General features: G+C 46.7%; 19 protein-coding genes. 1 reads left to right on the top strand and 18 read right to left on the bottom strand.

The window, feature by feature from the left end:
* Positions 1-80: 80 nt before the first annotated feature.
* From acpP to WBM30_RS05905, 5 genes are all read right to left on the bottom strand, one after another.
* The gene (acpP, locus tag WBM30_RS05885) at positions 81-320 is read right to left on the bottom strand and encodes an acyl carrier protein (RefSeq protein WP_086985298.1); all 240 of its coding nucleotides are present in this window, start codon (positions 318-320) and stop codon (positions 81-83) included.
* Between the two features lie 111 nt (positions 321-431).
* A complete protein-coding gene (gene plsX / locus WBM30_RS05890; RefSeq protein WP_424899821.1) occupies positions 432-1,472 on the bottom strand; it encodes a phosphate acyltransferase PlsX in 1,041 nt (346 codons plus the stop codon).
* Between the two features lie 27 nt (positions 1,473-1,499).
* Positions 1,500-3,560, bottom strand: coding sequence for an ATP-dependent DNA helicase RecG (gene recG / locus WBM30_RS05895; protein WP_424899822.1), 2,061 nt, complete (start codon positions 3,558-3,560; stop codon positions 1,500-1,502).
* 98 nt (positions 3,561-3,658) lie between these two features.
* Complete coding sequence (locus tag WBM30_RS05900) at positions 3,659-5,329, bottom strand: DAK2 domain-containing protein (protein WP_424899823.1); 1,671 nt, start codon at positions 5,327-5,329, stop codon at positions 3,659-3,661.
* 43 nt (positions 5,330-5,372) lie between these two features.
* Positions 5,373-5,735, bottom strand: coding sequence for an Asp23/Gls24 family envelope stress response protein (locus WBM30_RS05905; protein ID WP_086941655.1), 363 nt, complete (start codon positions 5,733-5,735; stop codon positions 5,373-5,375).
* Between the two features lie 342 nt (positions 5,736-6,077).
* Here WBM30_RS05905 and rpmB point away from each other — a divergent pair, with 342 nt between their 5' ends.
* Positions 6,078-6,266, top strand: coding sequence for a 50S ribosomal protein L28 (gene rpmB, locus WBM30_RS05910; RefSeq protein WP_068562155.1), 189 nt, complete (start codon positions 6,078-6,080; stop codon positions 6,264-6,266).
* Positions 6,267-6,374: 108 nt separating this feature from the next.
* Here the strand turns inward: rpmB and WBM30_RS05915 are convergent, their stop codons facing one another.
* From WBM30_RS05915 to WBM30_RS05975, 13 genes are all read right to left on the bottom strand, one after another.
* Positions 6,375-7,037: a thiamine diphosphokinase gene (locus tag WBM30_RS05915; RefSeq protein WP_424899824.1), complete on the bottom strand. Its 663-nt coding sequence runs from the start codon at positions 7,035-7,037 to the stop codon at positions 6,375-6,377.
* Positions 7,027-7,686: a ribulose-phosphate 3-epimerase gene (rpe, locus tag WBM30_RS05920; RefSeq protein WP_424899849.1), complete on the bottom strand. Its 660-nt coding sequence runs from the start codon at positions 7,684-7,686 to the stop codon at positions 7,027-7,029. Before rpe ends, WBM30_RS05915 begins: the two co-directional genes overlap by 11 nt.
* Before the next feature lie 13 nt (positions 7,687-7,699).
* The gene (rsgA, locus tag WBM30_RS05925; RefSeq protein WP_424899825.1) at positions 7,700-8,602 is read right to left on the bottom strand and encodes a ribosome small subunit-dependent GTPase A; all 903 of its coding nucleotides are present in this window, start codon (positions 8,600-8,602) and stop codon (positions 7,700-7,702) included.
* 105 nt (positions 8,603-8,707) lie between these two features.
* The gene (gene pknB, locus WBM30_RS05930; protein WP_424899826.1) at positions 8,708-10,750 is read right to left on the bottom strand and encodes a Stk1 family PASTA domain-containing Ser/Thr kinase; all 2,043 of its coding nucleotides are present in this window, start codon (positions 10,748-10,750) and stop codon (positions 8,708-8,710) included.
* Positions 10,729-11,496, bottom strand: coding sequence for a Stp1/IreP family PP2C-type Ser/Thr phosphatase (locus WBM30_RS05935; protein WP_424899827.1), 768 nt, complete (start codon positions 11,494-11,496; stop codon positions 10,729-10,731). Before WBM30_RS05935 ends, pknB begins: the two co-directional genes overlap by 22 nt.
* A gap of 28 nt (positions 11,497-11,524) precedes the next feature.
* Complete coding sequence (gene rsmB / locus WBM30_RS05940; RefSeq protein WP_424899828.1) at positions 11,525-12,889, bottom strand: 16S rRNA (cytosine(967)-C(5))-methyltransferase RsmB; 1,365 nt, start codon at positions 12,887-12,889, stop codon at positions 11,525-11,527.
* Positions 12,879-13,832 (bottom strand): methionyl-tRNA formyltransferase, encoded by a 954-nt coding sequence (gene fmt / locus WBM30_RS05945; protein WP_424899829.1) that lies wholly within the window; start codon positions 13,830-13,832, stop codon positions 12,879-12,881. The genes rsmB and fmt overlap by 11 nt, the downstream gene beginning before the upstream one ends.
* An 11-nt stretch (positions 13,833-13,843) precedes the next feature.
* Positions 13,844-16,249 carry a primosomal protein N' gene (gene priA, locus WBM30_RS05950; protein WP_424899830.1) on the bottom strand — a complete coding sequence of 802 codons (2,406 nt, stop codon included), beginning with the start codon at positions 16,247-16,249 and terminating at the stop codon, positions 13,844-13,846.
* A 140-nt stretch (positions 16,250-16,389) separates the two neighbouring features.
* A complete protein-coding gene (gene rpoZ / locus WBM30_RS05955; RefSeq protein WP_086628158.1) occupies positions 16,390-16,605 on the bottom strand; it encodes a DNA-directed RNA polymerase subunit omega in 216 nt (71 codons plus the stop codon).
* A 6-nt stretch (positions 16,606-16,611) separates the two neighbouring features.
* Complete coding sequence (gene gmk / locus WBM30_RS05960) at positions 16,612-17,223, bottom strand: guanylate kinase (protein ID WP_424899831.1); 612 nt, start codon at positions 17,221-17,223, stop codon at positions 16,612-16,614.
* A 245-nt stretch (positions 17,224-17,468) separates the two neighbouring features.
* The gene (locus WBM30_RS05965; RefSeq protein WP_424899832.1) at positions 17,469-18,104 is read right to left on the bottom strand and encodes a V-type ATP synthase subunit D; all 636 of its coding nucleotides are present in this window, start codon (positions 18,102-18,104) and stop codon (positions 17,469-17,471) included.
* Between the two features lie 6 nt (positions 18,105-18,110).
* Complete coding sequence (locus WBM30_RS05970) at positions 18,111-19,487, bottom strand: V-type ATP synthase subunit B (protein ID WP_086628161.1); 1,377 nt, start codon at positions 19,485-19,487, stop codon at positions 18,111-18,113.
* Positions 19,480-21,264 (bottom strand): V-type ATP synthase subunit A, encoded by a 1,785-nt coding sequence (locus tag WBM30_RS05975; RefSeq protein ID WP_424899833.1) that lies wholly within the window; start codon positions 21,262-21,264, stop codon positions 19,480-19,482. The genes WBM30_RS05970 and WBM30_RS05975 overlap by 8 nt, the downstream gene beginning before the upstream one ends.
* Positions 21,265-21,272 lie beyond the last annotated feature (8 nt).

Here is a 21,272-nt window from a genome sequence, read left to right on the forward strand (position 1 = left end):
GCCCTCTTGGCCTGAAAAAAAAGCAACATTGGCATTTGAAAACCGTCAACGTTGCTTCTGTCGTTAAATTATTGCGATCCTTATTTTTGAGAATCGATGTAGTCGACTGCATCTCCTACTGTGATTATCCTCTCAGCATCTTCATCGGAAATCTGTACAGCAAAGACATCTTCCAGTTCCATAACGAGTTCAACAATATCCAATGAATCCGCCCCAAGGTCGTTTTGGAAAGTCAACTCTCTCGTAACTTTTGCTTCATCGACACCGAATCGTTCAATAACCATCTTGGCTACTCGCTCAAAAGTATTTGTATCTGCCAAGCGTTACACCTCCATTATCGTTCCATAACCAATTACATCACATTTACTAAAAATATTTTGTAAAGGCTCACATCTATTTTACCCATACGCTAATCTTTTGTCTATATTTTTTTATTCTTGCTCAGTTTTGCTTATAGGCTGGGCATTCATTTCATCAAAGTGCTTCACGACGTCATCGATGACGTTTGAACTGATGATTTTGCGGATTTGCTTCACTGTGTGGTAGACAGCGATTTTATCCGCAGAGCCATGCGTCTTGACGACCGGAGCCCGCAATCCGAATAGTACGGCTCCTCCGTGCTTCGAATAATCCATCGTATCTTTGATTTCCGAAAAGGAATCCTTGATCAGCATTGCGCCGATTTTTGTCTTCAGGCCACCTGAAAGCAATTGGGCTTTAATCAACTTCAGCAAGGACATTGCCGTTCCTTCCATCGTTTTCAGCACGGCGTTCCCGGTGAAACCATCCGTCACGACGACATCCGCAGCTCCCAGCAAAATTTCCCGTGCTTCAACATTACCAGTAAAATTGATTTCGGAGTCCGCTTCCAGCAATGCATAGGCTTTTTTGGACAGTTCGCTTCCCTTCGTCGCTTCGGAACCATTGTTCAACAAAGCGATCCTCGGGTTGTCGATGCCTTGCACAAACTTGGCATAATACGAGCCCAAAAGGCCGAACTGGTAGATGTTTTCCGGTTTGCAGTCAGCATTTGCGCCTGCATCCATCAACAGGAATTGTTCATTCTCCTTCCCAATGACGGGCAGAATCGGCATCAAGCCAGGTCTGTCGATTCCTTTGATCCGGCCGATGATCAATAATCCAGCTGCTAAAAGCGCACCCGTATTACCTGCCGAAAATAATGCGTCGGCTTCTTTATTTTTGACTGCTTGTGCAGCCAGCACCATCGAAGCTTGTTTTTTCCTGCGAATTGCCTTCACGGGTTCATCGTCACTCTCGATCTTTTCGGTCGTATGAATGATCGTGATTTTCCCATCTTCGGCATATTGATTCCCTAACGCTTTGCGAATTTTGGCTTCGTCACCAAAAAGCAAAAATTCTAAATCATTAAATTCTTTGGCAGCCATTAAAATGCCCTCTACTATTGCTTGGGGCGCAAAATCCCCGCCCATCGCATCGACAGCGATTTTCATAGATTGTATACCTCACTTTTGTTAGTTTCACTGTAATCTCTTCAACTTCTCTTTTTCGCGTTCGACTGCTTCCCGCAAACTTTCGTAGGCAGGGTTGCTTTCAAAGTCTTGTTCGCGCGTGATTTGGATAGCGTCATTGTGCGCAATATCCAGGATTACGGCATCCCGCACGATGTCTCCGGATTTGAAATCGGGCAAGCCAGATTGTTTGTTTCCGAAAAGATCACCGGGTCCTCGCAATTCCAAATCGCGTTGACTCAGGTAAAAACCGTCAGTTGACTCCACCATGATGCGCATGCGTTCCTTGCCGTTATCGGTTTTCGGATCGGCAACCAGCACACAATAGGATTCTATGTCTCCCCGACCGACTCGCCCCCGCAATTGGTGGAGCTGGGATAACCCGAATCGATCGGCATCCTGGATGACCATCACTGTTGCATTTGGCACATTAAGACCGACTTCTATGACTGTCGTTGATACCAGTACCTGCAGCTCGTTGTTTTGGAAACGGCGCATGATTTGATCCTTTTCTTCGGACTTGAGACGGCCATGCAACAGACCGATTTGGTATTTCCCTTTGTAATAGGCTGTCACGGCTTGATGCACATCTTCCGCGTTCTTGACATCAAGCGACTCAGATTTCTCGATCAGAGGTGTGATGATGTACGCCTGTTGTCCATTATCCATCTGTTTCCGGATGAACTCAAGCACATTTTCAATCTTATCCGATTTGTTCCAGATGGTTTTGATCGGTTTTCTGCCGTCGGGCATCTGGTCAAGCACCGAAACGTCCATTTCGCCCATCGTGGTAATCGCCAACGTTCTCGGGATCGGCGTGGCAGTCATATATAAAACATTCGGGTTGTTCCCTTTTTCGTTCAGCTTGTGCCTCTGTTGAACACCGAAGCGGTGCTGCTCATCGGTGATGACCAAACCAAGGTTGGCAAAAACGACATCCTCTTGGATCAGGGCGTGGGTTCCGATGAGGATATGCAAGTCGCCCCCTGCAAGCCGGTTCAACAATTCTTTCCGGTCTTTTGCCTTCGTGCTGCCGGTTAGCAGGGCAACGGAGACATCGGTATATTCGAACAGGCTCTGCAAGGTACGATAATGCTGTTCCGCCAAAATTTCAGTAGGAACCATGAACGCCCCTTGGTACCCGCCCAGCACCGTAGCCATCAGGGCGATCACCGCTACGATTGTTTTGCCGCTACCGACATCCCCTTGCAACAGCCGGTTCATTTCATAAGGTTTGCGCATATCTCGGCATATTTCGTTGACGACCTTCTTTTGTCCATCGGTCAGTTCAAATGGCAAAGTCGCTATGAATCCCTTCAGCTTGTCCACATCATACAGGATCGGAATGCCTCGGTTGTTGGTTTTTCGGCTCAACTGCAGCAATTGCAGGCGTACCTGGTAAAGGAAAAACTCCTGATAGATGATTTGCCGTCTCGCTTGTTCTGATTCTTCATTATTTTTGGGAAAGTGCATAGCCCGGATAGCTTCCCGATGGCTCATCAGATGATACGTCTGCAGCAAATGCTGCGGAAGAATCTCGGGAATGACCGGAGCATACAGCTCGATCGCCTGTTTGATCAGATTCAGGACGGTCTGCTGCTTGATCGTCTTGTTGACGTGATAAATGGCCGCATAATCATCCTGTCCGTTCGAACTGCCGAGGATTTTCATCCCTGCCAAACTTTGACGTGCGCGTTCCCATTTCCCAAAGATTGCAACCTCATCCTCGAGTAGGATTTTTTGTTTCAGGTATGGCTGATTGAAGAAGGTTACCGAGATAATGGCGTCTTCGATGGCTAATTTGAATGATAGCCTGCTTTTTTTAAAACCGTAATGATGTACGACCGGAGCCGTCACGACTTGTCCTTTCAGCGTAACTTTGTCCGAATCCTCGATTTCGTCCAAGGTTTTGACTTTTATGTCCTCATAACGGAAAGGAAAATGTGTGATCAGATCATAGATCGAATCGATGCCCAACGAATGCAGCGCCTCGACCCTCTTCGGTCCTACATGAGGCAACTCCCCGACTGGATCATAAATATCCAATTGCTTGTTATCTTCCGCTTCCATCCGTTCGCCTCCTTTCTTCCGGGAGCAGGACAGTTTCTCTGGCCAACCGTTTTTGAAAAAGAAAAGCCGAACAGAGAAACTCGTTCAGCTTTTTCAGATTATTCTACAGAAAGAAGATAACTGTATACCGGTTGGTTTCCTTCTTGCACTTCCACTTCCAAAAAGTCATATTCCGCTTCGATGACCGACGCAATCTCTTTGCTTTCTTTCTCATCGCTGTCTTCCCCGAAGATGATGGTGACGATTTCGCTGTCATCCGTGATCATTTTTTTCAGGGTTTCTACCGTTGCGGCTTTTCTGTCCTTGTCGGCAGTCAGTATTTTCCCGTCGACGATTCCCATGAAGTCGTCCTTGGTGATGGTCAATCCGTCTATGACTGTGTCGCGCACGGCATTCGTGATCTGTCCGCTGACAACATTTTCCAGTTCAGCAGTCATGTTGGCTTTATTGGTTTCCAAGTCCTCTGATTCATTGAAGGCAAGCATAGCTGTCAGACCTTGTGAGATCGTCTTCGAAGCCACTACAACCACATCTGCATCAGAAACCTCGGCAGCCTGATCTGCGGCCATGAAAATATTTTTGTTATTCGGCAAAATGATTGTTTTTTCGGCATTTGTGCTTTCGATCGCCTTAAGGATGTCTTCCGTGCTCGGATTCATCGTTTGTCCGCCATTGATGATTGTGGAGACGCCCATGCTCTTGAACAAGGCATGCACACCTTCTCCGGCAGCTACTGCTATCACACCATAAGGAACTTTTTCAATTTTTTTGGCGGGCGCATCGGCTTTTTCTAGGACTGCATCATGTTGCATGCGCATATTGTCCACTTTGATTTTCATTAGAGAGCCGAATTTTTGGCCATAGTTCATGACTTCCCCTGGATACTCGGTATGCACATGGACCTTCACGATTTCGTCATCCGCAACGACCAATAGGGAATCCCCGATTTCGTTCAGATGATTACGGAATGTGTCGTAGTCAAAGACGTCCGTCACGGTTTCGCCTTCGCCTAGTTTGACCATGATTTCTGTGCAATAACCGAATTCAATATCTTCAGTCGCAATGGCGTGCGAAACATTATGATAATTTTCTTGGTGAGCGATTTCGGTTACATCTGCTTGCGCGGTGACTTTGTCAGCGGAAGGCACTTTTTCTCCAGTCAATGATTCCAGGAAACCTTCATAAATGTATACAAGGCCTTGTCCACCGCTGTCGACGACGCCTACTTCTTTCAATACCGGCAACAGATCCGGTGTCTTATCCAACGCAATCTGCGCGACTTTGAGTACGGTCGTCATCAACTCAATGATATCATTTGTATGTTCGGCTTTTTTCATACCGGCTTTGGCTGATTCACGCGCAACCGTCAAAATGGTGCCTTCCACAGGTTTCATGACCGCTTTATAGGCTGTCTCAACGCCGTGGGAAAAAGCTTCAGCAAAATCAGTTGTATTCAAGGTTGTTTTTCCTTCGATCGCCTTCGAAAAGCCGCGGAACAGTTGGGATAAAATGACGCCTGAGTTCCCTCTAGCCCCCATCAATAAGCCTTTAGCCAAGTCCGATCCTAATTGATCTATTTTTGTAGCATTCGACAGCCTAACTCGTTCAGCTCCGGATGTGAATGATAGATTCATGTTTGTGCCCGTATCTCCATCTGGAACAGGGAACACATTCAAAGAATTCACATATTCTGCATTCTCACTAAGGCGTTCGGCGCCGATTGCGACCATCGCCTTAAAGTCTTCCGCTGTTAATTCAGTTTTCTTCACCTTATAATCCTCCTTCACCATAAATCATGGTGATCTGTAATCTTTAGTCCTTTAATACTCTAACGCCTTGGACGAACACATTCACTGTATTCGCGGAAAAGCCCAACATCATTTCAAGATTATATTTGACTTGTGTTTGAACATTCCGGCAAATTTCAGAAATTTTTGTTCCGTAGAGTACAATGATATAAACATCAACAGCTACTCCATTTTCTTCTTGGCGAATCACGGCACCGCGAGAATAGTTCTCTTTTTTCAATATTTCACTGATATTATCTCTGATTTGATTTTTGCTGGCCATGCCGACCACGCCATAATTATCCGTTGCGGCGCCGCCTACTACCGTAGCGATTACGTCGTTCGATAAGTCAACCATCCCATATTGTGTTTGGATTTTAACTGCCATTTATAATAGCCTCCTTAATGTATGCACACAATCGTTAATTACAAATTATGATAGCATATTTTATACAAAAGAAATAACTTTTTGCGATTAAATTTCTTATTTCCGATCGATTTACGGCAATTTTGACTTTTTTTCGAAATATTTTCAGAGTTTTCTCATCTACCGTTCCATCCTCATTGAAGACAGCCAAATGCGGATATTTTATGAGTGCAAGATAAAAAAAAGAGCTGTCAAGTATTTTTCCTTTAAAACAGTTGCATTCACTTTTGAATTATGATAAATTAATCAAGTGTATGAATTGGAAAGAAGCTTTGCTTCTGTAACAGCAAAGGAGGAAAGAAAATGTCAAAAGAATGTTTCGTAACAGGACGTAAAAGCCGTTCAGGTAATAACCGTTCCCACGCTATGAACTACACTAAACGTACTTTCAAGCCTAACTTACAAAAAGTTCGTATCTTAGTCGATGGAAAACCTAAAAAAGTATGGGTTTCAGCTCGAGCTTTGAAATCTGGTAAAGTTGAAAGAGTATAAAAATATAGATGAGCCCCGGGACCATGCCATGATTCCAGCTCATCTTTTTTTATTTGCAGTTTAAAAAACAAAGGAAAGAAGCCCCTTCAAAATCGCGGCTTCTTTCCTTTATTTGCGTTTGTCAACGCTTTGGATGACGGCCAGAAGACCTGATTCAAAAGAGAAATGCATCTCAGCCTCTTCAAACTCATTGCTGACCAGAGCTACCGGATAATCGTAATCTTTTCCGTTCAAAGGATAAGCAACTCCGGTCAAGGTCAATTTCTTGATTGGGGTCATGCCAATGAACGACAAATATTTTTTATCCGTTTCTTTTTCCAGCACATAACTGCCTGGCATATAAAACCGCAAGGTATTATGCCGATCCATTAGGCTGATTTTGCCGTCCATCCCTTTCACGAGCGGATGGAACGCCAACCACAAATTGCTCATCAGATGGTCCAAACGCCCCCCGAAGGCACCCAAAAGAATGATTTCCTCCGGCTTGAACGTTTCAATCGCATAGGCAATGGCGGCCTCAGTATCCGTTTCATCTTTTTGCGCAGGCAGAGTGAGGCAAACGTGACTTTTCAGTTCGATGTCTTCCATTTCTGCCGGGCTAACGGAATCAAAATCACCGATGGCCGCATCGAAATGTGTGAGCAGTTCCGCAAGCGTCAACGCTCCCCTGTCCGCACCGATCAACCGATGGCTTTCCGAATAGCGGTGGATCAAGGCGGCAACATCCGTCTGGTCTCCGCCGACCACAATCACCACTTTTTCAGACCGCATTATGGCAAGCATCCTTCAATCGGCTGATGGCAGCTGCTGGATTTTCGTCGTCATAAATGTAGGAACCGGCTACGAATACATCCGCCCCCGCCTGAATGCACTTGACGATCGTCTCATGTGTAATACCGCCATCGACTTCGATTTCGTAATGATACCCATGCTTTTCGCGCAAGGACGCTAGCTCTTGGATTTTGTCCAAAGTGCTTTCGATGAAACCTTGGCCCCCGAAACCCGGGTTGACGGTCATGACGAGCACCATATCGACATCGCCCAAAACGGGTTTGATGACGTCTACGCTTGTACCTGGATTGATGACGACGCCGGCTGCAATGTTTTCATTTTTGATCATTTGGATTGCACCATGGATGTGGGCAGTTGCCTCCGCGTGAATCGTGATGATATCCGCGCCGGCCCTGGCGAAAGCCGGGATCAGATTTTCAGGTGTGTTTACCATCAAATGGCAATCCAACGGTAATTTTGTGTGCGGACGGATTGCCTGCACAACATTTGGGCCCAACGTCAAATTGGCAACGAATTGGCCGTCCATAGCATCAATGTGGATATAATCGGCACCAGCTTGTTCGACCAACTTGACATCCCGCTCTAAATTCGCGAAATCAGCACTTAATATGGATGGAGCAATTTTCATTTTCACACACACCTTACCTCTTATTTTTTTTTATGTACATCGGTTTGCGTCCGACGATTTCCTCATGGAACTGCAGATAGTGTTCGTACCTATATGGGGCAACCGTTCCGGAGGCAACTGCCTCTTTCACCCGGCAATCCGGCTCATTAATGTGCATGCAACCGCCGAATCGGCATTGATCGCGCAGCGCTTCAAAATCCGGAAAAAAAGAAGGCAAATCGACCGCTTCAATGTCGATCAAGTCGATTGTACTGAAACCAGGTGTATCAGCAATCAGAGCCTCCCCAACAGGATGCAACTCGACATGCCGCGTCGTATGGCGCCCCCTACCCAAGGCGGTCGAGATTTCGCCTGTCAGCAAATCCAATTCGGGCATCAATTGATTCAATAAAGTGGATTTTCCGGCACCTGATTGGCCCATAAACACAGCCATTCCTTTGCCCATGGTCGTAACCAACTCTTCCAAAGAGGACGCTCCTTCGGGATAATCCGATAAAATCATCGTGTACCCGATCGATTCATAGTAAGTTTTGTACTGAAGCATATCTTTCTTAGCTTTTTCATTTAATAGATCAATTTTTGTAACGTAGATGATGGGACTGATGTTGTTCGCTTCCAGGTAAACCAAGAAACGATCCACCAAATAGGAAGAAAAATCGGGTTCGATCGCCGACATCACAATGACGCCAAAATCGACATTCGCCACTGTCGGACGAATCAATTCATTTTTCCTTGGGTAGATATCCAACAGAACACCCTCCGTTAAGTTGTCACTTTCGAAATCGACAAAATCCCCAATAAGCGGAGCCATGTTTTTCACGCGGAAGTTGCCTCTTCCTCTCGTCTGATACGTTTGACCGTCCACATACACATAATAAAATCCGCTTATTGCTTTCCTGACTTGTCCTTTTTGCAAATCGACAACGCCTCCTAGTTTAGTTCTTTCTCTCTATTCTACACTGTTCTACAAAAAAATGACAAACCATTTTGATGTTTGTCATTTTTTGTAGCCTATACATTTCTATTGTGTAAGATCCGACGCTTCGTTGATGACTTTGCCATCTCTTTCGATCCGGTAAGAAGCGGAGCTGCCTTCCAGAATACGGAAATTCAATGTTACGACTTCATCCGCTGCTATATCGAACTCACGGAATACATCACTAAGGACATGATCTTCGTCCTGGACATATATGACGATATGGTTGGGTTCGTTGGAAGAACTACTGACGGCCGCATTGCTGTTGGCATTTCCATCGATTTGACTGTTGCTGCTCTCAGAAGCGGGTTGAGGTGCGGCTGACGCGAGATAGGGAATCGTGATGGTACGGCTGAAGGAAACCACCTTCGGCTGTTCAGGGCCTGTCGAAATCACCACATTCAAGGCATCCCCGGATACAAAGGGAGATCCACCTGCAAGACTTTGGCTTACGACTAGGCCTGCTGCAATCGTATCTGAATAAGCTTCAGTGACCGTCAACGCGAGCCCGTATTGTCCTGCATAATCCTCGACGCTCTTTCTCGTATATCCCGATAGATCGCGCATCGTATAGGATTCATTTCCGTCACTCACTAGAAATGACAGCGTAGTTTCGCTTGGTTTCACTTCCGCGCCAGGCTCTAAGCTCTGGCTAATGATGTCGCCTGCAGCGACTTCGCTGCTGAATTCATGTGTCCTTTCGATCGTAAAGCCTTCTTTACGCAAGTCTTCCAGAACCCTGTCATATTCTTGCCCTTCATAGTCGAGAAGCGTGAACAATTCCTCGCCCAGACTGATAACCAAGTCGATTTCATCACCGACTTCAACGGATGTACCGATTTTGGGTGACGTTTCAATGACTGCATCTTCTTCGACTTCATCACTGTATTCTTCCTTAATGTCCCCCAATACCAATCCCACATCTTCCAATGCAAGTCGTGCACTGGCTTGATCCATATCGGACACATCCGGCACAGTCACTGCATCTGCTTCCTGGTTATTGTAAAAAAAGAAGAAAAAGCTGGCAATCAGACTCAGCAGCAACACCATGAAGAGAACAAATGTCCATTTCTTTCGTTTTTTCTTGCCTCCAGCGACCTCCCGCCCTGATTCGTATTCGTGGATCGGTTCAGTTTTTACGGTTGGTGGAGGTGAAACAATCGTTTTATCGCTGTCCGCTTTGGCCACTATTTCAGCTGATAAGGGTGTGAGTACTTTTGTTTCCTGCAACAGCGATACTGGCATAAAAGGTGCTTCGTGCAAGCGCTCCTCATTCAAGCAAGTATCGAGATCCGCCATCATTTCTTCACAGGTAGCATAACGATCTAGTGGTTCTTTCGCGGTGGCCTTCATAATGACATTTTCCAAACTTTGAGGGATCTCCGGATGGTTCTCTCGAATGAAAGGCATCGGTTCCTGAAAATGCTTCAAGGCGACGCTGACAGCTGATTCTCCATCGAATGGGACCGCCCCGCTAAGTAACTCGTACAGGACAACTCCTAAAGCGTAGATGTCTGATTTTGAAGTGGCCATACTGCCTCTGGCTTGCTCTGGAGACAAGTAATGGACGGAGCCCAGTAGCGTATTCGTCTGGGTGATCGATGTTTCCGATAGCGCAACAGCAATACCGAAATCGGTAATTTTGATGCGGTCCTGATTATCGATCAGAATATTTTGTGGTTTGATGTCCCTATGGATGATCCGATTTTTGTGGGCCAACGCCACAGCCGACAAAACTTGGTGCATGATATGGATCGATTTCTCCGGCGAAACCCTGCCTTGAATGTCGATATATTTTTTCAAATCCGTGCCATCGATGAATTCCATCACGATGTATTGCACTTCATCTTCTTCATCCACATCGTATACACCTACGATGTTCGGATGGATCAACTGTGTGGCTGAGAGGGCTTCACGCTGGAAACGGCGCAGGGCATCCTTGTTATTGCGGAAGTCAAAGCGCAATACTTTGATGGCCACTGGGCGATCCAAAATCAGATCATGGCCCAGGTAAACGTTCGCCATCCCGCCGCTTCCGATATGCCGGACGATTTTATAGCGGCCGCCTAGTTTCTTTCCTGCCTCCACAGCGATTCCCCCTCTCTATCCGTAAAATCAGCCAAAAGGACTGTGATGTTGTCCAGCCCGCCAGCCTCATTCGCTTTATCGACCAAGGAAAGGACTTTTTCTTCAAGAGGAAGCCATTCCTTCAGCATCTGGGCGAGCTCTTCATCATCCATCATGTTGGTCAAGCCATCGGAGCAAAGAACCAACAGGTCACCCTGCACAAGCGGCATAGCCATGATATCGATATCCAGTTTCCGGGAAACGCCTAAGGAGCGCGTCAAAATGTTCTTTCTTGGATGATGCTGCGCTTCTTCCGGGGTTATTTCCCCTGACTTGATGAATTCATTCACCAAGGAATGGTCTTCCGTGATTTGACGGAGTTTATAATTTCTGTAGACATAAGCCCGACTGTCGCCGATATTGGCAATAATGATTTCCTTGCCCACGACTACCGCCGCTACCAAAGTCGTACCCATTCCATCCAGGTCGCTGTAATCCAACGATTTTTGAAAGACCAGATCATTGACGCGCTGGATGTTGGCGATCAGCCAACGGGACAATTCTTCGCTGTTCGTGAAACGGGATCCTTTCCAGGCTGCACCCAGATGGGATACCCCCATTTCGCTGGCGACGTCACCAGCCTTATGGCCGCCCATGCCATCGCATACGATCATGAGCGGCTGCTGGGCCTCGTTCATGAAATAACTCACATAATCTTGATTGATTGCTCTATTTTTGCCTCTATCACTTTTGAAGGCTATCTGCATTCTTTTCCCTCAATTCTTTCTTAATCATTTACCTTTTTACCATACAGCTGATGAAGAATCCATCAGTTCCATAATCATGCGGATATATCTGCACAAATCCTTCAGGAGTGAAAGATTTTTTATCCAGATAATCGGCGTGTATCGGGACAATTGCAAATTCGGCATGATTTTCAATGAATGTCTGGACAGTCATTTGATTCTCTTCTTTAGTTAGTGTACATGTACTGTATACCAAACGTCCACCTTTTTTTAACAACGAACTGACGGAGTCCAAGATCTGAAGTTGCTCTTGATGCAAGTCCAAAAAGTCCTGTATATTTTTCACATATTTGATTTCCGGTTTTCTGCGCATCAAACCCAACCCAGAACAAGGTGCATCCACGTAGATGGCATCAAAGGATTCCGGCGTAAATGCTGTGCCTGCTTCTTTGGCATCCATTACGCGGGTTTCGATGCGATCAGCTACGTGCAGCCGTTCGGCATTTTGGTTGATCAAGCCTATCTTGTGCTCATACATATCCAAGGCGATGACTTTACCGTTTTCCGAAGCCGAGAGATAACTGGCCATGTGCGTCGTCTTCCCACCCGGTGCGGCACAGCTGTCCAAAACCAGAAAATCCTTTTCCAGCTCTCCTACCGGTGCGACCAACTGACTCGATTCGTCTTGAATTGTAAGGACGCCATCTTTGAATAACGGGGAGTCAACTATTTTCCCGCCGCGGATCCGGATGCCCGAAGGTGAAACAGGACTTGGGACCACATCATAGCCATCTGTTTGCAACAGCTCGAGCGCCTCTTCCCGAGACATTGCCTGTGACTGCAATCGAACCGATACGAATGGATCTTCCAATAAGGAGAAAGCCATTTTTTCGGTTTCCTCGATACCGATTTTTTCAATGAAATAAGCGACGAGCCACTTAGGCATACTGGCCCCTACACTGATGCGCTTCTTGGCATTGCTGATCGTTTTCCAATCGCGTAGCCCATTCCGTTGCACATTCCGCAGCACACCGTTCACATAACTGGCGAGGCCCGCATGGCCCTTGGCTTTCGCAATCTCAACCGCATCGAAAAGAACGGCATGATCCGGAACCTTCGTCAAATAGACCATCTGATAGGCAGAGACGCGCAATAAATTAGTTACCCAAGAAAGTTGTTTTTTTGGATCTTTGATGTACGCCGAAAGGCCATAATCCAAGGTCATTTTCCGCTGGATGACGCCATAGACAATTTCGGTCAATAAGCCGGCATCTTTCGGGGACAACTTTTCGGATTGAATGACTTTGTTCAGAATAAGATTGGAATACGCACCTTCATTCTCTACGCTTTCCAATATTTCGACAGCCAGATAACGGACTGTGTGTTTGATTTTATTTTTAAGTTTATTGTCCATCCGTTTCAAACCTTGTACCTTCATGAATTTCGCAGGCGCTGCCCCGCAAGTAGTCTGCCGCTGACATGCGCTTTTTCCCAGCAGGTTGGAGTTCCGTCATTTTGAAGACAGTGCGCTCCCCGCAAGCTACATACAGAGCGTGCTTGTCTGTTGCGATCACTGTTCCCGGTTCATCGGCAGTGGTCAGCTCGACAGCCTGTCCAGCCCATACTTTGATCCGTTGTCCGTTCAAAAGCGTATGTGCGACAGGCCACGGACGCATACCTCGGACTTGGAAGGCTATTTGTGCGGCCGTTTTAGACCAATTGATGCGTTCCTCTTCGCGTTTGATGTTCGGTGAAAAGGTGGCTGCAGATTCATCCTGTTCTTGCGGCACTAGTTTTCCTAGGAAAAAATCAGGCAATGTTCCGATCAAAAGATTTTTGCCCAGTTCGCTCAACTTCAGAAACATTGTTCCGACATCATCTGCCTCGGTGATCGGTATGGCTTCCTGCGCCAAAACAGCCCCGGCATCCATTTTTTTCTCCATATACATGATGGACACGCCGGTTTCACTTTCGCCATTGATGATGGCGTAATGAACCGGTGCGCCCCCACGATATTTCGGCAACAAAGAAGCATGCACATTGATGGAGCGGAAACGGGGAGCATTCAGGAGCTTAACCGGCAGGAATTGTCCATAGGCCGCCGTCACGATCAGATCCGGATTTAAGGCAATCAGCTCATCCATTTCTGGTGAACCGGATATTTTTTCCGGCTGATAGACCCGTAGACCGTGCTTCAGTGCGGCTTCTTTCACCGGAGAAGGCGTCAATGTTTTCTTCCTGCCTACCGGGCGGTCCGGTTGTGTGACAACTGCGATCACATCATACTCATGTTGCATTAATGCCTCTAAAATGGGCACTGAAAATTCTGGGGTGCCCATAAAAATGATTTTTTTCATTTGTATACCTCCTAGAAGAAGTTGACCGGCTCTGAATCGATCGAAATGTAGAGCCCGCGTGCATTTTCTTTTTGTGACTCATCCAAAATTTGTTTCAATGCCGGATGTAGTTTGGTTTCCTGTTTGTATTTTACTAATATCTGAAAATAATAGCGGTTGTTCACTCTCGCGATGGACCCTTTGGATGGCCCGAGCATGATTGTGTCAGGCTCAAGTTTTTTTTGAAGGATCTCATGGATTTCATAAATTTTCTTCTGCGCTATCTTTTCGTCAGGGTTGCTTACGGTGATGAGCGCGGTGTAAAAATAAGGCGGATAACCCGCTTTGTGCCGTAGCGCCATCTCGGTACGGTAAAAGCCTTCGTAATTGTGCTGTTGGGCAAAAAGGATGGCGTAATGATCCGGATTGTAGGACTGCACGACCACCTCACCAGACAACTCCGCACGACCTGCCCGTCCGCTGACTTGGGTCAGCAGCTGGAATGTCCTTTCCGAAGACCGGAAATCCGGCAGCCCTAATGAAGTATCGGCATTGATGACGCCGACCAACGTGATGTTCGGAAAGTCCAATCCTTTTGCGATCATCTGTGTGCCCAGCAGGATGTCGGCCTCTCCTCTTCCGAATGCCGACAGGATAGCCTCATGGCCGCCTTTCTTACGGGTGGTGTCCACATCCATGCGCAAAATGCGCGCATCAGGGAAAAGCGCCTGCAGTTCTTCCTCGATTTTTTGGGTTCCCGTTCCGTAATAGCGGAAGTTGTGCCCTTTGCATTTCGGACAGGTGTTGGGGATTTCTTCTTCATGGCCGCAGTAATGGCACTTCATCGTTTTGCTGTCCATATGCAAAGTCAGACTGATGTCGCAGTTCGGGCACTCGAGGACGAAACCGCAATCCCGGCACATGATGAAAGAGGAATAGCCCCTTTTGTTCAGCATCAGCACAATCTGCTGTTTCTTCTGAAGACGGTCCGTGATCTTTTCCTGCAGGACCATGGAAAAACTGCTGCGGTTGTTCGCTTTGAATTCATCACGCATATCGACAATTTCGACCTCGGGCAGCGCCCGTTGATTGAAGCGTCCCTTCAATTCGACCAATGTGTAAACTTTTTTTTGCGCCCTGGCCCGCGACTCCAGCGAAGGCGTGGCGCTTCCCAGAACAACCGGGCAATGGTTATGCTGCCCGCGCCAAATCGCTATGTTCCGCGCATGATACTTCGGATTTTCGTCCTGTTTATACGTAGTCTCGTGCTCTTCATCCATAATGATGATGCCGAGATTTTCAACCGGAGCAAAAATGGAAGAACGCGCACCAACTACGACATCGGCAGCGCCGCGGTGGATTTTGCGCCACTCGTCGTATTTCTCTCCCGATGACAACGCACTGTGCATCACTGCCACGCGGTTTCCAAAGCGGCTCTTGAAGTGGTTGACCATCTGCGGAGTCAAAGCAATTTCGGGGACAAGCATCAAGGCGGTCTTGCCTTGTTTGATCACTTCAGCGATCAATTGGAGGTAGACTTCGGTCTTTCCGCTTCCCGTAACGCCTTGCAGCAAAAAAATCTCATGCCGTTCTTCCGTGATGCTGGCACCCATCGCCTGAAAAGCTGCCGTTTGTTCGTCCGATAGAGGCAATGCTTCGGTTTTTTGGAATAGCCTATCCTTAAAGGGATCCCGGAGTATTTCTCGGTCCGCCACTTTGAGCCAACCCTTCTCTACGCCGGTCCGGATTGTGCTTGAACCGATGTCGAATTGATCCTTGTATTCCTTGGACGTCAACGGGGTTCCGTTCATGGACATGATTGCCGCCAACAAGGCTTGCTGTTGCTTGGCCGATTTCTTCAGGCTGCGGTATGCGTCTTCCAGAATGTCCATTTCCAGATCGGAATAATAGACTTGCACCGTTTTTGCCTTGGCCTGGTTTTTGAGGATGTAATTGACTTCAATCTTCCCGGCTCGCTTCAATTCAATCAGTTGCGGCAAAATACCGCGATCGACGGCATTTTCCCAACTCATTTTGCTTTTCCCTTGAAAAAGTCCGTAGAAGCTCTCCTCATCCAATTCATCGACAATCTCTATTTCTTTTTCGTACTTCGCCTTCATCAAAGGCGGCAACATCGTCTGGTAACAATGGATCCGATAGGCATAAACGGTTTCCGCCATTTCCTCGCCCAACAAAAGCAACTCTTCGGTCAAAGCCGGCTCGATATCCAAAGGTTGGATGATTTCTTTCAGTTCTCCTTCAAAATCGGTATGATCAGAAATTTCCGTTATGAACCCTTGGATGATGCGTTTGTTGAAAGACACCTCAACGCGCATGCCTTTGCCTAATTTGTGCTCCATAGCAGGAGGGATCGCATAATCAAAGGGACGATTGGTCTGCATTGCAGGTATATCGACAATCACTTTTGCAATTTGCAAATAAAGCCCTCCCCTTCATATTCTAACCATTATATTACTAAATTATGCCGATAAAGTCTTGTCGGAGTTTTCGGCATCAAAAAAATAAAACTACTGATTTTGAAGTTCAAAAACAGTAGTCTTTTTTCATTCCTATTCTGTTATCTTTCAGGGATGATGGATTTCGGATCGATTTCCAATTCGCCGGCAACTACTTCTTCCAAAGCACGTCCGACATTCTTGAATGACTGGTAAGTATCCAATAAAGGCTCGGAGCGATCGTGCAATTGATGCGCTCTTTTGCTTGAAAGAATGACCATTGAATATTTTGAATCCACTTGCTCCAACAATTTATCGATCGAAGGATATAACATCATAATATTTTACTCCCTTTCATCCGCACAGATGGTATCCAGAATCCGTGAAACTTTCAAGTGTTCGCTTTGGATGATGCCAAGCACTTTCTGTACCGCATTCTCTACTGTGTCGTTTTCTACCGCATAATCATAATAACGCATCAAACTGAGCTCTTCAATAGCCTTTTCCATTCTTTGCTTGATAATCGGAGACTCGTCCGTACCGCGATTTACGATCCGTGATTCCAGTTCCGTCATATCAGGAGGCGTCAAGAAGATGAATATCCCTTCAGGCATGCGTTCCTTCACTTGCATGGCACCTTGAACTTCGATCTCCAGAAAAATATCTTTTCCCGTGTCCAACGTTCTTCTTACATAGTCGATTGGCGTACCATAGTAATTACCTACATACTCGGTATATTCCAACAGTTCATTATCGGCGATCATTCTCTCGAATTCTTCTTTTTCCTTGAAGAAATAATCTTTGCCATCCACTTCCCCTTCGCGCGCTTTGCGGGTCGTAGCGGAAATTGAATATATGAACTCCCGTTCACCACGAGAAAAAATTGCTTGTCTCACAGTCCCTTTGCCTACTCCCGAAGGTCCGGATAAGACAATCAACAATCCTTTTTCTGTCATTTAATGCCCACCATCCAATTATATTTTTACAGCAGCGTACAACCTAATGAGGCGTTCTGTTTATTATTTCATAGTTTAACACAATTTCGTCAAGGTTAAAACCTTTACTAGAGTCTTCCGCCAACATTTTATTAGTTACCGTTTTCAACAATAGCACTCCATAATGGGACACGCTTGCCACACAAAAGCGCCCCAAATGACAAAAAAGAACAAGACAAGGATATCCCGGTCTTGTTCTTGCGGCATCATGAAGCGCCCATGTCTTTGACTTTCATCATCCGGACAATGCTGGAGCGCTCGTTCTCCTCGAGTTTCATCTGGATGTAACGGATCGTCTCCTGCAACTGCGGAATCATTTTGTATTCCAATGCATTTACGCGCCTTCTTGTCTTTTCGATCTCATCGGCAAGAAGTTGGCATGTTTTTTCGATTTCCGATAATTTAAGCAATTTCGGAAGGATATCTTCAATCTTTTTGATTGCATCATCCAGTTCACCGTTTGAGTTTACGTAGCCGTACTGCAAATCCGTTGATTTTTCGTCTTTGTTGGCTATCGAAAAGTTCATTTGGGGAACAACAACACTCATGATATTTTTTTCTTGGATGTCCAATTCCACCGCTGTAGCGGGTACAGAGAACAATTCTTCAATGAAAGCCTCATTCAGAAGCGACTTCGCTACAACGAAAGAACGCATGGAGGCGGTCAACTCTTTTTCGACTTCATCCCTCAGTATGTTGTTTTCGCGGATCAGATTAATGAATTGACGCATCAGTTCATCTTGCTTATCCTTCAGCAGTTTATGGCCGCGGGTGGATAGCACCAGACGCGCTTTCAAATTGGACAGTTCCATCCGGGTTGGCTTTACATTCAATCTAGCCATGGACGATCACTCTCCCTTCGGCATAAACTCATCGATCATATCGCTCTTGATTCTCTTAAGTTCCGTTACCGGCAGGATGGACAACAGTTCCCAACCCAAAGCCAAAGTCTCTTCGATCGTTCGGTTCGTATAGAATCCTTGATTGATGTATTCTTCTTCGAAACGTTTCGTGAACTGCACATACAGTTTGTCCGTCTTGGACAAGGCAGACTCCCCTAGGATGACGGCCAATTCTTTTGCTTGTTTTCCTTTTGCGTAAGCCGCAAACAACTGGTTCATGGTTGGAGCATGGTCTTTTCTTGTCTTGCCTTCACCGGTACCTTTGTCTTTCAGACGGGAAAGCGAAGGCAGCACGTTGATCGGCGGCTTGATGCCTGAGTTGTTCAACTCACGCGAAAGGATGATTTGGCCTTCCGTGATGTACCCGGTCAAATCCGGGATTGGATGCGTAATGTCATCCTCCGGCATGGAAAGGATCGGGATTTGAGTCACGGAGCCTTTTTTGCCGATGATACGGCCTGCACGCTCATACAAGGTGGAAAGGTTCGTGTAAAGGTACCCTGGATAACCACGGCGACCCGGCACTTCACGACGGGCTGCCGAAATTTCACGCAAAGCCTCACAATAATTGGTCATGTCAGTCATGATGACCAGAACGTGCATGTCTTTTTCATAGGCCAGGTATTCCGCGACCGTCAAAGCCATTTTTGGTGTGGCAATCCGTTCGATAGCTGGGTCGTTCGCCAAGTTGATGAACATGACGGAGCGATCGATCGCCCCCGTCTTGCGGAAATCTTCCATGAAATATTCTTTTTCTTCAAAAGTGATCCCCATTGCTGCAAATACAACCGCAAATTTTTCATCGCTGTTCAAAACCGTCGCTTGACGGGCGATTTGTGCAGCCAATTCTTTATGCGGCAAACCCGAACCGGAGAAAACCGGAAGTTTTTGTCCTCTTACGAGTGTGTTCAGATGGTCGATGGCGGAAATACCCGTTTGAATGAACTCATCCGGATAGTCACGCGCCACAGGGTTGATTGCCTGTCCGTTCACATCCAAGTTCATTTCCGGGATGATTTCCGGGCCGCCATCAATCGGATTGCCCATCCCATCGAACACACGGCCTACCATATCCTCAGAAACAGCTATGGAAAGAGGTTTTCCTCGGAAGCGGACTTTGGTGTCTTTGATGTTGATCCCACTTGGGCCTTCAAAGATCTGCACCATCGCTTTATCTTTGCTGACTTCCAAAACTTGACCATGGCGGATTTCGCCGTTTTGCATTTGGATTTCAACCAACTCGTCGAATTTGACTCCCTCGATCTGCTCTACAACCATCAACGGGCCTACAACTTCGGTTACTGTTTTATATTCCTTAAGCATGGTGCGTCATCCCTCCTTCCGCAACGATTTCATGCAATCTTTTCTTCATGTCTGCCTTGATGTTTTTCATTTCGGCAATGTCTTCTTCCCTGATGTATTTACTTCTTGCAATCCGGTCGCGCAATTCAACTGTGCCTTCAATGATTTCATTGAAGTAAGCGCCTAAACGCATCGCTTCACGGGCTTCTGTTTCGAAGTCCAGAATCATGTCCAGCATCGCCAATTGCTTGTTGCGGGAAGTGTACGTATCGACATCATCGAAAGCGTTCTGCTGCAGATAGTCCTCACGCAGCGATTCCGCGACCGCCATTGTCATGCGGTCTTTTTCGGACAAGGACTCGATACCGACCAAACGGACGATTTCTTCCAATTCCGATTCTTCCTGCAGAAGGTTCATCGCATGTTGAACCATCTCTGACCATTTCGTCTGTAAGGCATTGTTCAGATATTCCCCGACTTCGGTATTGTAAAGGGAATAGGACGTCAGCCAGTTCATGGATGGAAAATGTCTTTTTTGTGCCAAAGTGGCATCCAGCGCCCAGAAAACTTTAACGACGCGCAATGTATTTTGGGTTACCGGTTCAGAAGTGTCACCACCAGGAGGCGATACCGCTCCAATGGCCGTAATGCTTCCTTCACGATCTTCCGACCCCAAAGCCAACACTCGTCCTGCCCGTTCATAATACTCTGCTACACGGCTTCCTAGATAGGCTGGATAGCCTTCATCACCAGGCATCTCTTCCAGACGGCCCGACATTTCGCGCAAAGCCTCTGCCCAACGGGATGTCGAGTCAGCCATGATCGCTACACTGTAACCCATGTCACGGAAATATTCCGCGATTGTGATGCCTGTATAGATGGATGCTTCACGCGCCGCAACTGGCATGTTGGAGGTGTTGGCGATAAGGATCGTACGCTCCATCAATGATTCGCCCGTATTCGGATCGATCAATTCCGGAAATTCATTCAATACGTCCGTCATTTCATTACCGCGTTCGCCGCAACCGACGTAAATTACGATGTCGACATCACTGTATTTTGCGATTTGGTGCTGTACGACAGTTTTCCCTGCTCCGAAAGGTCCCGGAACAGCAGCTGCTCCACCTTTTGTGATTGGGAAGAACGTGTCGATGACCCGTTGGCCGGTAACCATCGGCGTGTGCGGGTTCATTTTTTGCTTGAATGGACGTCCGCGACGGACTGGCCATCTTTGCAGCATAGTCAATTCTTTCGGGCCATCTTCCGTTTCGATGACATATGCCGTGTCATCCAAAGTGTAGCTGCCATCCTGAATGGCAGTCAACTTACCGGAGATGCCGTAAGGCACCATGATCCGGTGCTCGATGACTTTCGTCTCCTGCACGGTACCGACAATATCACCGGCTATGACGTGATCGCCGACTTTCTTCGTGGCTTTGAATTCCCAGACGTTTTCTCTCTTCAATGGTGGGATATCCGTCCCACGCACCAAATAGTTACTTTGGGTAATTTCACGGAACGTATGCAAAGGACGCTGAATCCCGTCAAACATCTGCGACAGGATGCCTGGTCCCAATTCGACCGACAAAGCTTCCCCTGTTGTGATTACCGGTTCTCCAGGACCAATACCGGAAGTCTCCTCGTAAACTTGAATGGATGCGACATCATTACGCATCTCGATGATTTCGCCGATCAATCCCAATTCGCCGACGCGGCAAATATCTTGGATGTTCGCTTCTTCCATTCCTTCCGCCATAACTAAAGGTCCGGAAACTTTTATTATATTTCCATTTTTCAAAAAAGTCC

It is taken from the genome of Trichococcus sp. (genome assembly GCF_049684335.1).
Classification (GTDB): Bacteria; Bacillota; Bacilli; order Lactobacillales; family Aerococcaceae; genus Trichococcus.

Coding starts and splice junctions, on each gene's coding strand:
- plsX (WP_424899821.1), bottom strand. CDS start 1,472: ATGAAAATCGCTGTCGATGCGATGGGCGGGGATTTTGCGCCCCAAGCA.
- recG (WP_424899822.1), bottom strand. CDS start 3,560: ATGGAAGCGGAAGATAACAAGCAATTGGATATTTATGATCCAGTCGGG.
- WBM30_RS05905 (WP_086941655.1), bottom strand. CDS start 5,735: ATGGCAGTTAAAATCCAAACACAATATGGGATGGTTGACTTATCGAAC.
- rpmB (WP_068562155.1), top strand. CDS start 6,078: ATGTCAAAAGAATGTTTCGTAACAGGACGTAAAAGCCGTTCAGGTAAT.
- WBM30_RS05915 (WP_424899824.1), bottom strand. CDS start 7,037: ATGCGGTCTGAAAAAGTGGTGATTGTGGTCGGCGGAGACCAGACGGAT.
- rpe (WP_424899849.1), bottom strand. CDS start 7,686: ATGAAAATTGCTCCATCCATATTAAGTGCTGATTTCGCGAATTTAGAG.
- WBM30_RS05935 (WP_424899827.1), bottom strand. CDS start 11,496: ATGCAGATAGCCTTCAAAAGTGATAGAGGCAAAAATAGAGCAATCAAT.
- rsmB (WP_424899828.1), bottom strand. CDS start 12,889: ATGGACAATAAACTTAAAAATAAAATCAAACACACAGTCCGTTATCTG.
- fmt (WP_424899829.1), bottom strand. CDS start 13,832: ATGAAAAAAATCATTTTTATGGGCACCCCAGAATTTTCAGTGCCCATT.
- rpoZ (WP_086628158.1), bottom strand. CDS start 16,605: ATGATGTTATATCCTTCGATCGATAAATTGTTGGAGCAAGTGGATTCA.
- gmk (WP_424899831.1), bottom strand. CDS start 17,223: ATGACAGAAAAAGGATTGTTGATTGTCTTATCCGGACCTTCGGGAGTA.
- WBM30_RS05965 (WP_424899832.1), bottom strand. CDS start 18,104: ATGGCTAGATTGAATGTAAAGCCAACCCGGATGGAACTGTCCAATTTG.
- WBM30_RS05970 (WP_086628161.1), bottom strand. CDS start 19,487: ATGCTTAAGGAATATAAAACAGTAACCGAAGTTGTAGGCCCGTTGATG.